General features: G+C 45.1%; 17 protein-coding genes and 3 other annotated features. Of the genes, 16 read left to right on the forward strand and 1 reads right to left on the reverse strand.

Annotation, left to right across the window (positions count from 1 at the left end; translation table 11 throughout):
- Nucleotides 1-6: 6 nt before the first annotated feature.
- Nucleotides 7-267, reverse strand: a complete 261-nt coding sequence (locus AC1U9Z_RS09220; protein ID WP_479957180.1) for a hypothetical protein — start codon at nucleotides 265-267, stop codon at nucleotides 7-9.
- Between the two features lie 164 nt (nucleotides 268-431).
- Between AC1U9Z_RS09220 and AC1U9Z_RS09225 the strand changes: the two genes are divergently transcribed.
- From AC1U9Z_RS09225 to AC1U9Z_RS09300, 16 genes are all read left to right on the forward strand, one after another.
- Entirely contained in the window at nucleotides 432-1,181 is a 750-nt protein-coding gene (locus AC1U9Z_RS09225) for a hypothetical protein (RefSeq protein WP_479957182.1), read from the forward strand.
- Between the two features lie 185 nt (nucleotides 1,182-1,366).
- Nucleotides 1,367-2,260 carry a putative sporulation protein YtxC gene (gene ytxC, locus AC1U9Z_RS09230; RefSeq protein WP_333529484.1) on the forward strand — a complete coding sequence of 298 codons (894 nt, stop codon included), beginning with the start codon at nucleotides 1,367-1,369 and terminating at the stop codon, nucleotides 2,258-2,260.
- Between the two features lie 262 nt (nucleotides 2,261-2,522).
- The gene (locus tag AC1U9Z_RS09235) at nucleotides 2,523-3,686 is read left to right on the forward strand and encodes a hypothetical protein (protein WP_479957186.1); all 1,164 of its coding nucleotides are present in this window, start codon (nucleotides 2,523-2,525) and stop codon (nucleotides 3,684-3,686) included.
- 75 nt (nucleotides 3,687-3,761) lie between these two features.
- Nucleotides 3,762-4,364, forward strand: coding sequence for a DUF445 domain-containing protein (locus AC1U9Z_RS09240; protein WP_479957188.1), 603 nt, complete (start codon nucleotides 3,762-3,764; stop codon nucleotides 4,362-4,364).
- Between the two features lie 38 nt (nucleotides 4,365-4,402).
- Nucleotides 4,403-4,617, forward strand: a binding site (T-box leader).
- A gap of 48 nt (nucleotides 4,618-4,665) precedes the next feature.
- Nucleotides 4,666-6,576 carry a threonine--tRNA ligase gene (gene thrS / locus AC1U9Z_RS09245; RefSeq protein ID WP_479957190.1) on the forward strand — a complete coding sequence of 637 codons (1,911 nt, stop codon included), beginning with the start codon at nucleotides 4,666-4,668 and terminating at the stop codon, nucleotides 6,574-6,576.
- A gap of 192 nt (nucleotides 6,577-6,768) precedes the next feature.
- Nucleotides 6,769-6,891, forward strand: a sequence feature (ribosomal protein L20 leader region).
- 22 nt (nucleotides 6,892-6,913) lie between these two features.
- Nucleotides 6,914-7,444, forward strand: coding sequence for a translation initiation factor IF-3 (gene infC, locus AC1U9Z_RS09250; protein WP_333529528.1), 531 nt, complete (start codon nucleotides 6,914-6,916; stop codon nucleotides 7,442-7,444).
- 16 nt (nucleotides 7,445-7,460) lie between these two features.
- Nucleotides 7,461-7,655: a 50S ribosomal protein L35 gene (rpmI, locus tag AC1U9Z_RS09255; protein WP_479957192.1), complete on the forward strand. Its 195-nt coding sequence runs from the start codon at nucleotides 7,461-7,463 to the stop codon at nucleotides 7,653-7,655.
- A gap of 34 nt (nucleotides 7,656-7,689) precedes the next feature.
- Nucleotides 7,690-8,046, forward strand: a complete 357-nt coding sequence (rplT, locus tag AC1U9Z_RS09260; protein ID WP_333529489.1) for a 50S ribosomal protein L20 — start codon at nucleotides 7,690-7,692, stop codon at nucleotides 8,044-8,046.
- An 89-nt stretch (nucleotides 8,047-8,135) separates the two neighbouring features.
- Nucleotides 8,136-8,939 (forward strand): TrmH family RNA methyltransferase, encoded by an 804-nt coding sequence (locus AC1U9Z_RS09265; RefSeq protein WP_333529490.1) that lies wholly within the window; start codon nucleotides 8,136-8,138, stop codon nucleotides 8,937-8,939.
- A 175-nt stretch (nucleotides 8,940-9,114) separates the two neighbouring features.
- Nucleotides 9,115-9,361: a binding site (T-box leader), on the forward strand.
- Between the two features lie 46 nt (nucleotides 9,362-9,407).
- Nucleotides 9,408-10,430 carry a phenylalanine--tRNA ligase subunit alpha gene (pheS, locus tag AC1U9Z_RS09270; RefSeq protein WP_479957195.1) on the forward strand — a complete coding sequence of 341 codons (1,023 nt, stop codon included), beginning with the start codon at nucleotides 9,408-9,410 and terminating at the stop codon, nucleotides 10,428-10,430.
- A 21-nt stretch (nucleotides 10,431-10,451) separates the two neighbouring features.
- Complete coding sequence (gene pheT, locus AC1U9Z_RS09275; protein WP_479957197.1) at nucleotides 10,452-12,872, forward strand: phenylalanine--tRNA ligase subunit beta; 2,421 nt, start codon at nucleotides 10,452-10,454, stop codon at nucleotides 12,870-12,872.
- A 179-nt stretch (nucleotides 12,873-13,051) separates the two neighbouring features.
- Entirely contained in the window at nucleotides 13,052-13,324 is a 273-nt protein-coding gene (gene zapA, locus AC1U9Z_RS09280; RefSeq protein WP_333529493.1) for a cell division protein ZapA, read from the forward strand.
- Between the two features lie 89 nt (nucleotides 13,325-13,413).
- Nucleotides 13,414-15,123: a DNA polymerase/3'-5' exonuclease PolX gene (gene polX / locus AC1U9Z_RS09285; protein ID WP_479957200.1), complete on the forward strand. Its 1,710-nt coding sequence runs from the start codon at nucleotides 13,414-13,416 to the stop codon at nucleotides 15,121-15,123.
- Nucleotides 15,124-15,696 (forward strand): DNA-3-methyladenine glycosylase, encoded by a 573-nt coding sequence (locus AC1U9Z_RS09290; RefSeq protein WP_479957202.1) that lies wholly within the window; start codon nucleotides 15,124-15,126, stop codon nucleotides 15,694-15,696.
- A 31-nt stretch (nucleotides 15,697-15,727) separates the two neighbouring features.
- On the forward strand, nucleotides 15,728-16,681 hold the full coding sequence (locus tag AC1U9Z_RS09295) for an NGG1p interacting factor NIF3 (protein ID WP_333529496.1): 954 nt from the start codon (nucleotides 15,728-15,730) through the stop codon (nucleotides 16,679-16,681).
- 100 nt (nucleotides 16,682-16,781) lie between these two features.
- Nucleotides 16,782-19,325 (forward strand): U32 family peptidase, encoded by a 2,544-nt coding sequence (locus AC1U9Z_RS09300; protein WP_479957204.1) that lies wholly within the window; start codon nucleotides 16,782-16,784, stop codon nucleotides 19,323-19,325.
- Nucleotides 19,326-19,327 lie beyond the last annotated feature (2 nt).

Below are 19,327 nucleotides of genomic sequence, written 5' to 3' on the forward strand. Positions count from 1 at the left end.
ATATTTTTACTTGCCCTTCTTCACGCCATGCAGTTCAATGCCCAGGAGTTCTTTAATGTCCATGACAACAGGTGTTACCTGTTCCGAGAGTGTCTCCAGTTTCACCAATAATTCTTGAATCTTGGCTACTTTAGCTTCTGCTACTTGAATGGTAGCCTTTGCGTTCCAGCGTAGAAAAAAGGAATTTTGCATCATTTTTATCTGGTGCTTTAGGGACATGATTTCAGCTTCACAAAGTTGTTTTAATTCTTCAACTTCCTTAAACATAAAGAAACACCTTCCTTTTTTTCCATGATATTGGATAATGTAGAAAAAGGTGATGTAATTGGAAAAAGAAATTCCAAAAGAGTTAACAAAAATTTATAAAACAAAAATCTTTAGTGCAGTTACCTAATATACTTTTAAAAAGCCAAAAGAAAAGGGGTGACTTTTTGGCTAGAAAAAGAAAACGTAACAGTAAAGGAAATAAGATAAATCCTCGGGTTATTAAAAAAAGGGACTTACTTTTACATAAGTCCTCTGCGGTCCCAAACCTTGACTTTAATCATTCCATTTCTTTGCAAGAAGGCCTTGCCCCAGATATCATATTGCCCACGAATAAAAAGCGCATCAAGAAACCCTGCAATCGATTTGTTTCTGAAAGTTGCATCACAAATTCCCTAAGCCATGCAGTAACAACTTTTTGTAAAAAGCAGACCTTTGTAAATACCGATCCAGCCTGGCCTGGTCCAGTTCCCGATATTATTGGAGAAAAACCCAAGAGTCGCAGGATGATAAAAACGGGGGTGCCCTTTGTTGACCAAAGTTGTATTACCAATAATCTTTCCCTGCCAGATAATCAAAGTATGGCTTTTGCCCCAGAAGTACCGGCTAAGCAATATAGCTATATCGAACGGCCAAATTCCCCGGATATTTTAGGTCCCACCTATAAAAAACCAAGGCGCAAAAAATCAGATGCGGTTCCCTTTGTACCCAAAAGCTGTACGATTGATATTGAACAGGCCCCTTTTCTGGTAAAGAATAGTGAAAATTACGGAAATTTTAGGTGTGAATGGAATAAAGCAAATTCTGATACCCTCGCTAAAGTCTGTGAAGAAACAAAAATATGTAAAATAGGTTGGTTGCCCCTAGTCGTGGTTGTTTTGCTTATGTTTATATCTATTTTTATGTTTTTAAAGTAAAAAGAAATTATGCTCAATAACTCCAGTGTTAGGATTGATCCATAATTTTTACATGGGATAGCAACATAGAATTCTGCCGATACTGCATGTAGAAGAAGTTATATTTAAAAATTCGCCAAATTTGAACCAGTATACAAAAAAATGCCTCTCATATACTAGTAGTAAAGGAAGGGGTGATAGCGGGGATGAGTCAATGTCTTTCCATTGGAGCCACCCAGCATATTGACTTATTGAGAGATAAGCTTGGTAAAGAATTTCAATTTAATGAGGATAACAATCTAATCGTAAAGCTTACCGAAAAACCAGCCGGTAATATCACCTTTTTATCCTGTGATTTCAATGGAACCATATGCTGTGGCGGGCCACTGGAAGATCAGGAGTTGTTTAGACATTTTGTAGCAGACATCATTTCTGACCTAATTCTAAACCACTGGGAAAAGGCAATTATTTTGGACATTATCCGGGAAAGTTATTTTTTCTTTAATGAAGATGAGAAAAAAACAATTTTCCAGTATTCCCAGGATTATGCCAATGGATTAAAGGTATTTCCGGGCCGCATGGAACGTTTGGATAGAAAGAATTTTATTATTAAGAGATTGGTAGAGTTTTTGGAACAAAATAACAGCCTGGTCATTGATGGTTTTGTAAGATTTCGCCTGAAAGATTATATTAACGAGATAAAGGAGACGGTTGATCAGGCTGTTGATGATTTTCTGATGGAAAGGGAATATAAAGAATTTATTCAGCTTCTCAAGTATTTCGTAGAAATCCAAGATACCAAGGTGGATGTTGTGAATGTTTTATTAAACAGAAAAGGTACCTACCAACTTCTTGATCAAAAACATGAACCAATTGATAGTGAATTTTTAGAGGGTTTTATTCTTGATGTTATGGACAATGAAATTAATTATGAAGACCTACTTATCAGTGCCCTTATTACCATCGCTCCTAATAAAATAGTATTTCATTGTGGAAGCCATCTAAAACCCCAAACTACGATCGATACGATCAAACATGTTTTCGAGGGCAGGGTAAATGAATGTACCGGCTGTAAATTATGCCAAAACCAGCAGCAATAAAACCGTCAACAGGCGGTTTTTTTGCTTAGATCAACACATTTGATGGTACCATGGATAAATAAAAATTCAATCAATAATTTGGCAGAAAATTTATTATAAAATGTATTGTTATAAAGTGTAGGATACGTTAGGTACTTTAAAGGAGAAATTTGGTTAACAAAATTTGTCGAAATCAAGAGGAGTAATTTGATTCTTATAGAAAGGTATAACTGGAAAACAATTCAACACATTAAAAAAGTAACAATGAAGGATGAACAAAGAAATGAAAAGAACCATACTGACCATCGTGCTAATTTTTGCCTTTATGAACGCTGCCTATGCCAGTATTCAGACTCCGTCCAGTTTAATCGATTATAACCAGCATGATTTAGGAAGCACCATTAACTTTGAGGGCAATCCGGCCGTATTTTTAAAAACACTGTCCAATAAATTTAAGTCAGAACAGCCCAAAGGCTCTAGAACTTTGATCTTTAGCGATTTCCCTGAATACATTGATAAGCCGGGCATCTCATACCAGGATAACATTTATCCCTTTAAAAATAATGGCAGGTTCAGGGTCTTTGATTACCATGTTAATAGTTCTACAAAGCCTCTGTATTTTTCGATTTTATTAACGAATAAAAATGATCACCCTGTGACCGTGCAAATTGAAAAAATGGCGGTTGCCGGGCCTTCTATGAATTATATGGCTGCAGGAAAAGATGCGGTGCAGTCATGGCTTAATTCAAGTGTAGATAAAACCCTGGTAATAGGACCTTGGCAAACTGTATTTTTGGCCGAACCCGTTTGCCTAAAGAAGGATCAATTGGTGAACTTTATCTACGACGCAACGGCCAGTGACACAGTACAGGTCTCCACTGTAACAAGATCGGATGAAAAAGCTTCGCTCAAGGGCCTGCCCATATTAGTCAAAAAAACCGCCCCAGGTGAGAAAGCACCCACTATTTTACGGGGGACTTTTGATACAGCCGATTACTATCACACTTATGTAATTGGCTTGGATGGACGGGCTTATACCGCAGTTGGCGTAGCGGGAAAGGCGGACTACTTACAAGGCTATTCCGCAGTGGATCGTAAGAAAGTAGTGAACTATGGGAACTATGGCGTTTTGTATCACACAAGCTTTAAATTAATTCCGTACTTACAGTCGCCTGGGGCAATTGTGATTAATTCCCGAGGTGGTGGTTTCGGTACCGCTGCTAGTATTAAAATTAATGGGAAGTTGGTTAAGCCAGGATTTATTGGTCCCACAGAGACTACAGCCATTGGCCTGAATACTGTAAAACAAGGAATTCTTGTTTACAAGGAAGATATCAAGAATAGTGATGAGATTACAATAAATTGGATGCCAGCAGGTGGAACGAACTTGCCTGTGAATTTTATCGTGCAACCTTATCAAGCTGTGACAACGATGGAAAATGAGTAATCTGTAAATCTATTGCACCTTACCGAGCGTTTTGATATAGTTATGTCGTTAATTGACGAATGGAGGTCATGTAAGGTGCAGTGGTGGTCAATGATTTTAATTCCTATTATTGGTGCCTTTATTGGTTGGGTTACCAATCTAATTGCCGTTAAGGCTATATTTAAACCCTATGAGCCGATTCATATTATAGGTTCCTTTTCAATTCAAGGGGTTGTTCCCAAAAGAAGGCAGGAGTTGGCCAGAAGCATCGGCGAAGTGGTGGAGAAGGAACTACTGAATGTAACGGACCTGATCAACCAAATGAAATCCCCGGAGGTTCTTGGTCGGATTGTTGACACTGCCAGTGAGTCCATCCGTAATATGGTGGTAGATAAGATACCTGTTTGGGTCCCCGTCACCATTCGAACCGTTATCTTGGAAATGATGGGGGACATGCTGCATAAACAAATGCCCCAGGTAATCGAGCAAATAGTGGATCAGGCCGGAGGAAGTGTGGCAGAAAAGGTTAAAATTGCCCAACTGGTTGAAGATAGAATGAATGCTTATGATATTCGGCATTTGGAGAAAATAATATTAGACGTTGCCTCCCGGGAACTAAAACATATCGAAATCATTGGTGGTGTTTTGGGTTTCGTTATTGGTCTTGTGCAGGTTGCGGTGGTTTATCTGTCTGCTTGACATTTGTGCTCAGTAAATCTATAATTAACCCGTAAATAGTATGTGCTGTGATAAGGAAAAGTAGGACAGTATGTTCGCCCAGAGAGGAAGACCCAGGCTGCAAGTACTTCCCGATACCTCTGTCTGAAAGACCACCTTGGAGCTGTTTGCTGAACCTTAGTAAGCAAACCGGTTTGACACCGTTATCATCCTTTGAGGTGGGAGTCTATGACTCCAACCAGGGTGGAACCGCGGAGATAACCCCGTCCCTGAGTAATCAGAGACGGGGTTTTTTATATTTACTACCGAAAGGAGAAACACCATGATAAAAGTAACACTTAAGGACGGTTCCGTCAGAGAGTATCCCGTAGGAAGTACAGTAATGGGAGTTGCTAAAAGTATCAGCCAAGGGCTGGCCAGGGAGGTCTTGGCCGGTAAGGTTAATGGCAAGGTTGTGGATGTTGACCATCCCCTAAATGAAGACGCCGCCTTAGAACTATTGACCTTTAATGATGAAGAGGGAAGAAATGTCTATCGGCATAGTACTGCCCACGTATTGGCCCAGGCTGTGAAAAGATTATTTCCCAATGCCAAACTGGCCATTGGCCCGGCCATTCAAGATGGCTACTACTATGACTTTGATGTAGAGCAACCCTTTACCCCGGCCCAGGTAGAGCAGATTGAAGAAGAAATGAATCGCATCATTAAAGAAGATATTCCTTTCCAAAGGGCAGAGTTGTCCCGGGAAGAAGCTCTGGAGCATTTCAAGAAACAGGGTGAAATTTATAAGGTAGAGCTAATTACGGACCTGCCAGAGGATGCTGTGATCTCCTGCTATCATCAGGGCGATTTTAATGATCTATGTGCCGGACCACATGTTCCTTCCACCGGTAAATTAAAAAGCCTTAAGTTAATGAGTATTGCCGGAGCCTATTGGCGGGGCAGTGAGAAAAACAAAATGCTGCAGCGTATCTATGGCACCTCCTTCCCTAAAAAGACATTATTGGATGAGCATCTGTTCCGCATAGAGGAAGCGAAGCGGCGTGACCATAGAAAGTTAGGTCAAGAACTGGATCTGTTTAGTATCCAGGAGGAGGGTCCAGGGTTCCCCTTTTTCCATCCGAAGGGCATGGTTTTACGCAATGAGCTGGAAAATTTCTGGCGTCTGGAACATAAAAGACGTGGCTATCAGGAAATTCGTACGCCCATTATCTTAAATCGCGGTCTTTGGGAACAGTCTGGACACTGGGCCCATTACAAGGAAAATATGTATTTTACCAAGATTGACGAAGGGGATTATGCCGTTAAGCCCATGAACTGTCCGGGTAGTATTCTGGTATACAAAGCTAGAATGCACAGTTATCGCGATCTTCCCCTGCGCTGGGGTGAACTGGGTCTGGTACACCGCCATGAGCTGTCCGGTGCTTTGCACGGACTGATGCGGGTGCGTTGCTTTACCCAGGATGATGCGCACATCTTCCTGCTGCCCAGTCAGATTAAGGAGGAAATCATCGGGGTCATCGATCTGTTTGATTACTTCTATAATACCTTTGGTTTAAACTATCATGTGGAGTTATCGACTCGCCCCGAGAAATCCATGGGTTCCGATGAAATGTGGGAAACAGCAACAAACTCCCTGCGGGATGCTCTGGAAGCTAAGAAAATGGATTACAAAGTAAATGAGGGTGACGGGGCATTTTATGGTCCTAAGATTGACTTCCATCTAACCGACAGCCTGGGCAGAACCTGGCAGTGTGGTACCATTCAGTTGGACTTCCAAATGCCGGAAAAATTTGATCTTAACTATGTTGGTGAAGATGGTCAAAAGCACCGCCCGGTCATGATTCATAGGGTTGTTTTCGGCAGCATTGAACGTTTTATCGGCATCCTCACGGAGCACTTTGCAGGAGCCTTCCCGGTTTGGTTGGCCCCGATACAGGTTAAAGTATTGCCAATTACCGACAAGCACCATGAATATGCCAGGGAATTGGTCAAGAAACTAGATGCTCTGGATGTTCGGGTGGAACTGGATGCCAGGAATGAAAAAATTAATTATAAGGTTCGAGAAGCCCAGACCCAAAAAATCCCCTATATGCTGGTCATCGGAGATCGGGAAATGGAGCAGGGAACGGTGGCCCTGCGGCAGCGCGGCAAGGGAGATGTTGGGGCCGTAGCCGTTGATGAATTTATTAAAAAGATTGTGGAGGACATCCATACCAGGGCTATTTTCTAACACGATCAGAAAGAATAAGATTTTAAGGATGATCGTATAAGAAAAGCTAAGGCTCGCTTGTGCCCTTAGGGTGCGCTATAGGCTGGCGCACCCTTAAGGGCATAAACGAACCAAGCTTTTCTAATTATCAAAGGGAAAGCCTTGACTCCATAGGCAGGCTATGGTACAATTTCATCTGTTGAACTCAATATATTTAGCAAGTAGAGGCATCCCGCTTCTCACCTTACAACGATGGTTCGTAGGGTCATCTAACACAAATTTATTTTATAGTTGTGTCTATAAGCGGGTGTTTATCACCCGCTTTTTGTTTTTGTTTTAACTTAAAATCTGGAGGTGAATATATATTTCCAAACAAGAGCAACGCATTAATGAGGAAATCAGAGCACGTGAAGTACGGGTAGTAGACGCTGACAACAACCAACTGGGCATTATGCCTGTAAAAGAAGCCCTGCGTTTGGCAGAGGAAAAACAGTTGGATTTGGTGGAGGTTGCTGCCCAGGCCAAACCGCCGGTTTGCCGTATTATGGATTATGGTAAATTCAAATATGAGCAAAGCAAGCGGGATAAGGAAACAAAGAAAAAGCAGCGGATTATTCAGATTAAAGAGGTTAAGCTGCGGCCCCGCATTGAAGATCATGACTATTCAGTAAAATCTAAGAACGCTGAACGCTTTCTGAAAGATGGCGATAAAGTCAAGGTTACGATTATGTTCCGGGGCAGAGAAATTGTTCATACCGAACTGGGAAGAATTCTGCTGGAACGTTTGGCCAAAGACCTTAAGGATATTTGCATTGTGGAAAGACACGCTAAACTTGAAGGTAAAAATATGATTATGATCTTAGCACCAAAAATTGAGAAGCAGGATTAGAAAGGAGTTGCCCTAAATGCCTAAAATTAAAACCCACCGTGGGGCTGCTAAGAGATTTAAGAAAACTGCCACTGGAAAAATTCGTGGTTGGCACGCTTTTAAAAGCCACATTCTTGGTAAAAAGTCCGCCAAACGTAAGCGTAATCTGCGCAAGTCTTCTATCGTTCATGAATCCGATGCAGTTCAACTTAGAAGACTGCTGCCCTATTAATAGTTGATTTTTTAAGTAAAAGGAGGTAATCATCATGCCACGGGCTAAAAGCAGTGTGGTTTCTCGTAATAGACACAGAAAGGTTTTAAAACTGGCCAAAGGTTATAGAGGTTCCCGCAGTAAGTTGTTCAGGGTAGCCAACCAGGCGGTTATGAAAGCTTTATCTTATGCCTACAGAGACCGTCGTCAGAAAAAACGTGACTTCCGTAAGCTATGGATTGCTCGTATCAACGCGGCAACCCGCATGAATGGTCTGTCCTACAGCCGTTTCATCGCTGGCCTGAAAAAAGCCGATGTAGAAGTGAACCGTAAAATGCTGGCTGACTTGGCAGTAAACGATGCCAAGGCCTTCGGCCAACTGGTTGAGCTTGCTAAGTCCAAGCTAGCCTAAGCTTGCCCCAAAACCCAATTGTGATATAAACTAAGGCATGGTCTTTGGACCATGCCTTTGCTGTATAAAACCAAGACGGTGGAGATCCAATGATTACATCTAGCCAAAATTCACGGGTAAAGTACGTAAAAAAACTATCCCAACGTAATTTCCGTCAAAAAGAAAGAAAGTTTAGCGTGGAAGGCATTCGCTTTGTTGAAGAGGCCCTGGCGAGCAATTGGCAAATGGAGTATTTGCTTTATACGGATCAGGGAGTGCAGGGGGAACGAGGGAAAGGGTTGCTGAAGCAGGCCAGGGACAAGGGAGTAGAAACCCTTGAGGTATCTGAAAGTATCATGGGAGAGTTGACCGATACAGAAACTCCCCAGGGGGTGCTGGCAGTGCTTTGGCAACCGGATTATGCCTTGGGGGATGTGGTTAAGAGGGGGCAGCAGCCACTGGTGGTGATTGTGGACGGGGTGCAGGACCCGGGAAACCTAGGTACCATTATCCGTTCCTCAGATGCTGCGGCAGCCAACGGGGTTGTTTTGTTGAAGGGGACGGTGGATTTATACAACCCTAAAACACTGCGTTCCACCATGGGTTCCTTGTTCCACCTGCCAGTGGTGCAAGCAGAGGATGCAGAGGGGGCTTTGGCTTATCTAACCTCCCTGGGGGTCACTTTACTGGTGGGTGAGCCGGTGGGTGGCATACCAATCTTTCAGGCAAATCTTCAGGGACCGGTGGGCCTTGTGGTGGGCAATGAAGGGTCTGGGCCCAGGGAAGCTATCCTTGACCATAAGCATCAGAAAGTAACCATACCCATGCCGGGTCATGCCGAATCCTTAAATGTAGCCACCGCCACCGCCATCATGCTTTATGAAGCGGTAAGGCAAAGGTATAAAATTCAGTAAACTTTCTTGTTTTGCTTAGAGCCATATGGTATAATCAGTGTCGAAAGGTCCCCAAAAAAGGATGAAAGGTTGTGGTTGCGTGTTGCTAACCGCCGAATTTTTTTGGAGCCTGTTCGAAGCAACCGGTTCGGTTACAGCATATATTAATTATCGCCGGCTGGTTCTACACTAATATACTACTGCTATGACGGGGAAAAGTATGTAGATTTTTCTTTACAGGGAGAAAGGGTCATGACTGGAAGCCCTTTTAAAGAAAAACTCCGGAAAGTTCACCCCTGAGCTGCGGTCTGAACGTATTACATACTAGTAGGTTGCGCCGGTACTTCTACCGTTATCAGAAGCGGATAAATATTATTTTATCCTCTAAGAGGTTCTTTTCTAGAACAATTTGGGTGGTACCACGGAGATGATCCGTCCCTTTTATTAGGGGCGGTTTTTTATTTTATCTATTTTTACAGGAGGAGCATCATGGAGCAAAAATTAAGAAATTTATCCCAGGAGGCATTGACGGCCCTGGGGGCTGCCCATACCCCAGAGGAACTAAATGATATTCGTGTTAAGTACCTTGGTAAAAAAGGGGAAGTAACACAAGTTTTACGGGGTATGGGTGCTTTATCTGCAGAAGAAAGGCCGAAGCTAGGACAGGTGGCCAATGAAGTAAGGGTGGCCATTGAAAAAGCCCTGGAAGAAAGAAATAACCAGGTTAAGGAAGCACAAAAGGAAAAAATGCTGGCTGCTGAAACCATCGACATTACCTTGCCAGGCAATCGGTTTGGCCTGGGCAGGTTGCACCCCCTAACCCAAGTCATGCAGGAAATAGAAAATATTTTTATGGGCCTGGGCTTCAAAATTGCTGAAGGGCCTGAAATAGAACTGGATTATTACAACTTTGAAGCGTTAAATTTACCCAAGGACCATCCGGCCAGGGATATGCAAGACACCTTCTTCATTAATCCGGAGGTTCTCTTAAGAACACATACCTCTCCGGTACAGGCCAGAACAATGGAAAAAATGGTGCCCCAGGTGCCCATTAAAATTATTTGCCCTGGCCGTGTCTATCGGCGGGATGATGATGCCACCCACTCCCCCATGTTTCACCAGGTAGAGGGTTTGGTCGTTGATCAGCATATTACCTTTGCGGATCTTAAAGGTATCTTAGCTACCTTTGCTAAGCAAATGTTTGGACCAGAAACCAAGACCCGGCTGCGTCCCAGTTATTTTCCCTTTACCGAGCCCAGTGCAGAGGTGGATATCTCTTGCTTCAATTGTAAGGGCAGCGGCTGCAGGGTTTGTAAGGGAAGTGGCTGGCTGGAAATTCTTGGCTCAGGCATGGTGCACCCCAGGGTCTTAGAGATGTCCGGCTACAATCCCGAGGAAGTGACAGGTTTTGCCTTTGGCATGGGGGTTGAGCGAATTGCCATGTTGAAGTACGGCATCGACGATCTCCGGTTGTTATTTGATAACGATTTGCGATTTCTGGCACAATTTTAGATTCGGGAGGTTTTAAGATACATGCGAGTTTCATACCAGTGGCTTAAAGATTATGTTGACATCCAGATTTCACCCCGGGAATTGGCAGATAAACTAACCCTATCTGGCCTGGCGGTTGATGTGGTGGAAGAACTGGGTGCTGAAATTGAAAATGTTGTTACCGGGCGAATTGAAAAAATAGAAAGACACCCCAATGCGGATAAGCTGGTGGTTTGCCAGGTGGACGTTGGTCAGGGGGAAGCCTTGCAAATTGTTACCGGTGCCACCAACGTAGGGGACGGCCATATCATTCCAGTTGCCTTGGAAGGGGCCAAATTGGCGAAGGGATTGCAGATTAAACGTTCTAAACTTAGAGGTGTGGAGTCCAGAGGGATGCTCTGTTCCGGCCAAGAACTAGGGATGGAAAGCAAACTCATGTCTTCGGACATGGCCAATGGCATTTTGATTTTGCCGGAGGATGTAACGATCGGTTTGGATGCGAAAGAGGTTTTAGGTTTATATGATTCCGTGCTGGAATTAGACCTCACCCCTAACCGAGGCGATGCCCTGAGCATGATCGGTGTTGCCCGTGATGTGGCAGCCCTATTAAATACTGAACTGAAAATTCCGGTGCCCAAGGTAGAAGAAAACCAAGAAAATATAAATGACCTGGCGAAAATTGAGATCGAAGATCCTGATTTGTGCCGCCGTTACGTTGGCCGTGTGATTAAAGGCATCAAGGTGGGAGCCTCACCCATTTGGCTGCAAAATCGACTGAGAGCAGCCGGCGTGAGACCCATTAGCAATGTGGTGGATGTAACCAACTATGTGATGTTGGAAATGGGTCAACCACTGCATGCCTTTGACTATGATAAACTGGCTAACCACCACATTATTGTTCGGCGAGCTAAAGAGAATGAAAAAATTGTCTCCCTGGACGGTGTTGAGCGTACCTTAAATCCAGAGATGCTGGCCATTACCGACGCAAGTGGTCCGGTGGCAGTGGCTGGGGTAATGGGAGGTCTGGACAGTGAGGTTACAGATGCCACAGTAAACCTGCTCATTGAGTCTGCTTATTTTCACCCCATTAATGTAAGGCGCACTTCCAAAGCCCTGGGACTGCGTTCGGAATCCTCAGTACGGTTTGAAAAGGGCATCGATGTTAACGGTTGCCGCAGGGTTGCAGACAGGGCAGTGCAATTAATTCAACAATTGGCCGGGGGATCAATTGTTGCCGGTACCATTGACCAATTCCCCAATCCCATCGCCGAAAAAACGATCTTGCTAAGACCCAGCCGGGTCAATTGGGTGTTGGGAGTGGAAATTCCCAAACAAGAGATTTTTAGAATCATGGAAAGTTTGCAATTTAGGGTGCAAGAGCAGGGGGATGACTTACTGGTTACGGTTCCTACCTTCAGGCCGGATATTTTTGGTGAGTGGGATTTAATCGAAGAAGTAGCTAGAATGCATGGTTTTAATCAGATTCCTGAGACCTTGCCCTTTGGCGCCTCCACCCAGGGGGTACGTACACCGGAACAGCAAATGAACTGGGACATCCGCAACATTATGATTTCCTGCGGTTTCTATGAAGTTGTTACCTATAGCTTTGTTCATCCCAGGGTCTTTGATTTAATGAATTTACCCCAGGATAGTAAATTTAGAAATGCTATGAAATTGCAGAATCCCCTTAGTGAAGAACAATCTGTGATGAGGACAGTGTTGGTTCCCAGTCTGTTGGAGGCACTGCAGAAAAATCTTAATCGACGGGCTCAAAGTGGAGCCATCTTTGAAATTTCACGGGTGTTTTATCCCCAGGAAGGGCAGCCTCTGCCCGAAGAGGTACCTGTACTGGCGGCAGTGGCCTATGGGAATACGCAAAAAATTTGGAATCAACCCGCTCGCCCCATGGATTTCTTCTTCATGAAGGGTGTAGTGGAACAATTATTGGAAGGCCTGGGAGTTCAAAATATTACCTTTAGCCGCCATCAAGACCCCAGCTTCCATCCCGGACGTTGTGCCAAGATTGAAGCGAATGGTCAAATATTAGGGGTAGTGGGAGAACTCCACCCCAATGTAATCGAAAACTATGAATTACCGGGTAGGGCTGTGGCTATGAAGCTGGATTTACAGGCTCTGGCCCAAACCAACCGACCGGTAAAACAATATCACGGTTTACCTAAATTTCCCATAGTAGAACGTGACTTGGCTGTTTTGGTGCAGCAGGAAGTTTTAGCTGCCGATATGCTAGCCATTATTCAAAAGGCAGCCGGAAGCTTACTGCAAGAAACAGAAATCTTTGATATCTATCAAGGTAGTCAGGTGCCCGAGGGCTATAAGAGTGTAGCCTTCGCCATGAAGTTCCAAGCCCTGGACAGAACCTTAACGGACGAGGAAATCAACGATAAAATGCAGCGGATTATCAAATCACTGGCTGCTCAGACCGGAGCAGAACTAAGAAAATAAGACCCTCATAAAAGGGAGTGTCGCTTGCGACACTCCCTTTTGGGACAATTTGTCCCTGAGACCAAAGGCCCACATCCTACGGTCATTTTTTCTATTTATTATGCAAAATGCAAAAAGCTGAAGGGATTTGCTAGAAAACAGCGAATAAACAATCAGCAAAGGTAATAGGGGGGTCAAAAATGTCTAAGCAGCCAAGCAAGGTGGAGGTAGAAATATTTGGTGAGTACTACACCTTAAAAGGGCATGAATCCCCAGAATATATGCAAACTGTCGCCAAATTAGTGAACAAAAAGATGATGGAGGTAAGTCACAGAAACCCTGTACTTTCTCCCAATAAAGTAGCTGTATTGACGGTTGTTAATCTGGTCGATGAACTTCTAAAGCTTCAGGAACAGTATGACAACCTCTTGCAAATGATGGATCCGGAAAAAGCAAACCTTAGTAACTCATGACCAGATCATGAGTTTTATTTTTGGCCTAAGATTTGGGGAATAGTATAAGTGGACCAAATATGGTAATAGCAAAGAAACGGAGCGTTTTTATGCAAAACATAGAAATCGCCTGGATTTTTACTGAGCTGGCTGACCTGTTGGAAATTCAGGGGGAGGATTTTTATAAAATAAGGGCCTACCGTCGGGTGGCGGAGGCAATGGCAAGTTTGGAGGAACCTATTGAGGAAATACATCGCCGAAGATTATTAACGAAAATTCCCGGCGTGGGTAAGGTCATAGAAGAAAAAATTAAGGAAATACTTAAAACAGGTAAATTAAAGAAACACCAAGAGTTATTACGGGCAATTCCCCGGGGGGTTTTGGAAATAAAACAATTGCCGGGGATCGGTTCTAACCGAGCCAGAATCCTTTATCAGGAACTGGGTATAACTGATTTAGAGGGACTAAAACAGGCAGTTGAAAACCGACAGGTACGTAAACTAAAGGGCTTCAGCGCAAAGCTAGAGTGGGATATTTTAAACGGCATTGAGATGGTTCGCAACCGGCAGGGTAGAATCCGCCTTTCGGTGTCCAGGGAGCTAGCGGCAGAGTTAATTGATTTTCTCAAAAAAATACCTGGCACCCTTGGGGTGGAGATGGCTGGCAGCACCAGACGTTGGCAGGAAACAGTTGGCGATCTGGATCTTGTGGCCGCTGCGGAAGACCCGGCACCATTATTGACAGCCCTTGCCAGCCACCCGAGGATGAAAGAAGTAATTGAACGGCAAAGCAATCGCATTCGTTTGTCCACTTGGTGGGGGCTTTCGGTGGATTTGCAGGTGGTATCGCCAAAGGAATTTATTTTTACATTGCATCGCAGTACTGGGTCCAAGGACCACTATGCCAGGTTACAGGAAATTGCAGACAGTATTGGGCTGCAGCTTAATCATCATGGCCTTCGTACCGAACAGGGGGATTTCCTGGGGATTAACAATGAGGAAGATCTTTATCAGGCCCTGGGTATGAAGTATATTCCGCCAGAACTTAGAAAGGGCTCCGGCGAAGTGGAGGCAGCCCTTAAGGGAAGTCTGCCATCCTTGATCGAGGTTTCCGATATCAAGGGAGATCTTCATATACATACCAATTGGAGCGATTCTGCTCTGGAGATAGCGGATATCATAAAAAGGTGTCGAGAAAAGGGGTATTCCTATGCTGCCATTACAGACCACTCACAGTCTTTAAAAATTGCCAATGGACTTGACCCCACTAGACTGGCACAGCAGCACCAGATTATTCGGGAACAAAATAAAAAACGAGAGGATTTTACCCTGCTCACCGGCGTGGAAATGGATATTTTACCAAATGGTGAATTGGACTACCCAGACGAAATCCTGGAGCAAATGGATGTGGTTATTGGTTCTATTCACACTGGTTTTAGACAGAGCAAAAAGGAAATTACCCGCCGCATCAGCAAAGCCATGGAAAATGAGCAGGTGGATATCATTGCTCATATGACAGGCCGGCTGATAGGCAGAAGGGAGCCCTATGACGTAGATGTGGAGGAACTGTTAGAAACTGCTGCCAAGACCCAAACCATTTTAGAAATCAATTCTGCGCCGGATCGATTGGATATCAACGAGGTTTATGCCAAGCAGGCCAAGGATTTAGGAGTTAAACTAAGCATTAATACAGATGCCCATGATCTTATGCGTCTGGATGACATGGTCTATGGCGTAGCCGTGGCCCGCAGGGCTGGGCTGGAGCCACAGGATGTCATTAATACCTTAAACTTAGAAGATTTGCGAAAGGTGCTGCATTAAATGCAACCGTTGCCAAGAGAATTTTATGCCAGGGATACTACCCTGGTAGCAAAGGAACTATTGGGAACCCTATTGGTTCACCGCAGCCCGGAAGGGGTTACGGTGGGCAGAATTGTGGAAACGGAGGCCTACCTGCAGGGGGACCCGGCCTGCCACGGTTTCCGGGGTATGACACCCCGGAACAGTGCGATATTTGGCCCGCCGGGTCATGCCTATGTTTACTTCACGTACGGTATGCATTATTGTTTTAATGTTGTTGCTGCTGCCGAAGGGGTGGGGGAAGCGGTGCTTATTCGGGCCTTGGAACCCCTGGAGGGGTTGGAACGGATGAGGCAACGCAGGGGCAGAGACAGGCTCCATGAATTATGCGGCGGACCGGCCAGGTTGGTCCAGGCCTTTGGTATTACCAAAGAGCACAATAAAGTGGACCTTACCACAGGCCCTTTATTTATCGCGGACTCCCCGGAGCCACCACCGGATATCTATATCACCACACGCATAGGCATTAAGGAAGGGGCAGACCTGCCGCTGCGCTTTTATATTCGGGGAAGTAAGTTTATTTCGAAGAAATAGCTAAAGGCCAAAAAGAGAGGAGTAGGTGTATTTGAAATTACAAGAGATTTATAATCTTATTCTTAAAATGGGGATTGATCATGACCCACGGGGTATCGAAGTGGTACAAAAGCAATTGGCTAAAGAAAAGAAAAAAATTGATGAATTAAAAGAAGACGAAAGAAAAGAAATTGATCAAGATCGGATCTTTAACCCATATTCCGATACCAGGGTCCTTTTTGGTGAGTTGGACCGGGAAGTCAAGCGAATTTTAGTTGGCATCGACATGGAAGTGGGAGAGGTCATACTGGCTGATAGGCTGGCAGAAAAGGGTAAAAAAATCGACCTGATTATGGCCCACCACCCGGAGGGAAAGGCCATGGCCGGTCTATATGATGTTATGCATTTACAGGAAGACTTGCTGGCCCAATTAGGAGTGCCGGTGAATGTGGCCGAAGGAATTATGGCTGGCCGTATTGGCGAAGTTCGCCGAGGTCTGATGCCCGTTAACCACAATCGAGCCGTAGATGCGGCAAGATTACTGGATATACCCTTAATGTGCTGCCATACACCGGCGGACAACATGGTTACGGAGTATGTGCAAAAGAAAATTGATGAAAATAACTGTGAAACCCTGGGTGACATTGTCAAGGTCTTAAAGGAGATTCCCGAATATGCTGCAGCGGTTAAAACCGGAGCAGGACCCACCATTGTGGTAGGTTCCAGGAAACGCAGTGCCGGTAAAGTATTTGTGGACATGACCGGCGGCACCAGTGGCTCCGAGGATGCCTATAGTAAACTGTCCGTTGCCGGTGTCGGCACCCTGGTGGTTATGCATATCAGCGAAAAGCATCGTAAAGAAGCAGAGAAAAACCACGTTAACGTCATTATTGCAGGTCATATGGCCAGCGATTCCCTGGGCATGAATCTGATATTAGATATGATTGAGCAGCGGGGTGTGGAGATACTAACCTGTTCAGGACTAATCCGTGTTAAGCGTTCATAGGCGATCGTTGCAAATCACGGATGAAAATACAGGAGGCCAGGGCCCTCGCCAAAGATACTGAAAGCGGGTGGCTGACCGCTATTTAATAGGAGGAACATCAATGACCCAAGGACCTGAGCTGCTGGCCCCGGCAGGAAGCTGGGAGGCTCTGGTGGCTGCCGTACAAAATGGTGCAGATGCAGTATATTTAGGTGGTAAATTGTTTAACGCCAGGCACTCTGCAAACAATTTTGATAATCAAGAAATGGCCCGGGCGGTGGAATATGCCCATGTTCGCGGGGTCAAAATCCATGTTACTGTAAATATTCTATTGGCCAACCACGAACTGGAGGAAGCCCTGGGCTTCCTTCATTTCCTGCATAATACGGGCGTGGATGCTGTCATCGTCCAAGATTTGGGCTTGGCCAGGCTGGCAAGGGAAGTCATACCCGAACTTTCCCTGCATTCCAGTACCCAAATGACCGTACATAATTTACCCGGGGTACAACTAATGCAGCAAAGCGGCTTTGACCGCATTGTTTTGGCCCGGGAAATGGAGTTAGAGGAAATTGCTAAGATAAAAAAAGAAACCGGAGCTGACCTGGAGGTTTTTGTCCACGGGGCCCTCTGTGTCTGCTACTCTGGTCAATGCTTAATGTCCAGTATGATTGGCGGTCGCAGCGGCAACCGTGGCAAATGTGCTCAACCCTGCAGGCTGCAATACCAGTTGGTAGATGAGCGGGGCAGGAACTTGGCAGACCCCTCTAAGATTGGAGAGTACCTGCTGAGTCCCCGGGATATCAATACCAGTGAATTGATTCCCCAGCTAATTGCCGCAGGCATTAATTCCTTTAAAATAGAAGGCCGTATGAAGCGCCCGGAATATGTGGCCACTGTGATCCGCACCTACCGCAACCTGATTGATCGTGCCCTTGAGGATGCAGACACTTATCAGATTAAGGAAAAAGAGGCCAGGGATTTGGCCCAGATCTTTAACCGTGACTTCAGTCCCGGCTACTTCTTAGGCAACCCGGGCATCGATTTAATGAGTTACAAACGTCCCAACAACCGCGGTGTACGTCTGGGGAGAGTCAAGGGTTTTAACAAGAAACACAACACAGTAGAAGTACTTTTAGAAGAACCCCTGCGCTTAGGGGATGGTGTGGAAGTATGGGTCACGGAGGGTGGCCGCAGCGGTGTGGAAGTAAATAATATTCTAGTTAACGGCAAACAGATTGAGGCTGCCCAGGCAGGTACCCTGGTGGGATTAGCGATACCGGGGAAGATACATATCGGTGATCGTGTTTTTAAAACCCATGACGCTGAGCTTATGGAAAGTGCCAGGGAGACCTTTACCTCCACGAGAGAAACACGAAAAATTCCCTTGCATTTTTCAATTAGAGCCAGGGTCAATGAACCCATGCACCTAAGTGTACTGGACAATCAAGGCTTTGCCTCGGAGGGCTACAGTGACGAAGCCTGTCAGGAGGCCATCAAACGTCCCTTGACCAGGGAGTTTTTGTTGGAGCAGCTTGACCGTTTAGGAAATACTCCCTTCGCCTTAGGGGAGCTAGAGGTAGATCTGGCGGAAAGCGTTATGCTGCCCATGCGTGAGATCAACGAACTGCGCCGCAGGGTATTAACGGATCTGGAACAAAAAAGAGCAAAGGCCCAGCGTCGTCCCGGTGTGGCAGAGCACCTCTTTCGGGAACGCCTGGGGGGCGCCCTGAAAGTTCTGAAACAAACAGAACCTCCGAAACCCAGTCCGCTGCTGGCTGTCAATGTTACGGATCTCACCTCGCTGGAAGCTGCTGTCAGCTATGGAGCGAATATCGTCTATTTTGGCGGGGAGAGCTATCGCTCCAAGGGTGTTATTACCGAAAGGGATATCAAGGCTGGTTTGGAATTTTGCCACAAAAATGGGGTAGCACTGTTCTTAAATTCTCCCCGTATCCTGCATGATCATGATTTAAAAAGGTTCACTGCCCTGCTGGAGCGAGTTTCGGAATTGCCCCTGGCTGGAATTTTGGTGGGTAATCTTGGTTTGTTAAAGATTATTAAAGAATATACCAACAAACCTGTGATCGGAGATTTTACGCTCAATGGCTTTAATTCAGCAGCGATCCATTACTACCGGGAACAAGGGGTTCAAAGGTTAACACTGTCTCCGGAGTTAACCATGAAACAGGTCCAGGAGATAGCTAAAACAACCCCTTTACCCCTGGAGGTTTTAGTACAGGGGGCTTTGCCCCTGATGAATACCCGTCACTGCCCAGTTGGCAGTGTATTAGGTGGCCTAACCTTGTCCAATAAATGTTCCGGTCCCTGTAATCGTCAGAGATGTGGTTTAAAGGATCGGCTGGGTTTAATATTTCCCCTGGAGGTAGATCCGTACTGCCGGATGCATCTGTTTAATGCCAAGGATTTGTGTGTCATTGAGGATGTATTTACTCTCCTGTCAGCGGGAGTGTCTGTGCTACGCATCGAGGCCAAGAAAGAAGATCACGGCTACGTGGCCAGAACGGTAAACCATTACCACAAGGCCATCGAGCGGTTTAAACATGGTCTGAAAGATGAACGCAAAGACAAGGAAGCGAAGGAAGATTTGGAGCATCTTAGTCAAGCGGGCATTACCAAAGGTCATTATTTTAGAGGAGTCATTTAATT

This window comes from Desulfotomaculum sp. (genome assembly GCF_982386235.1).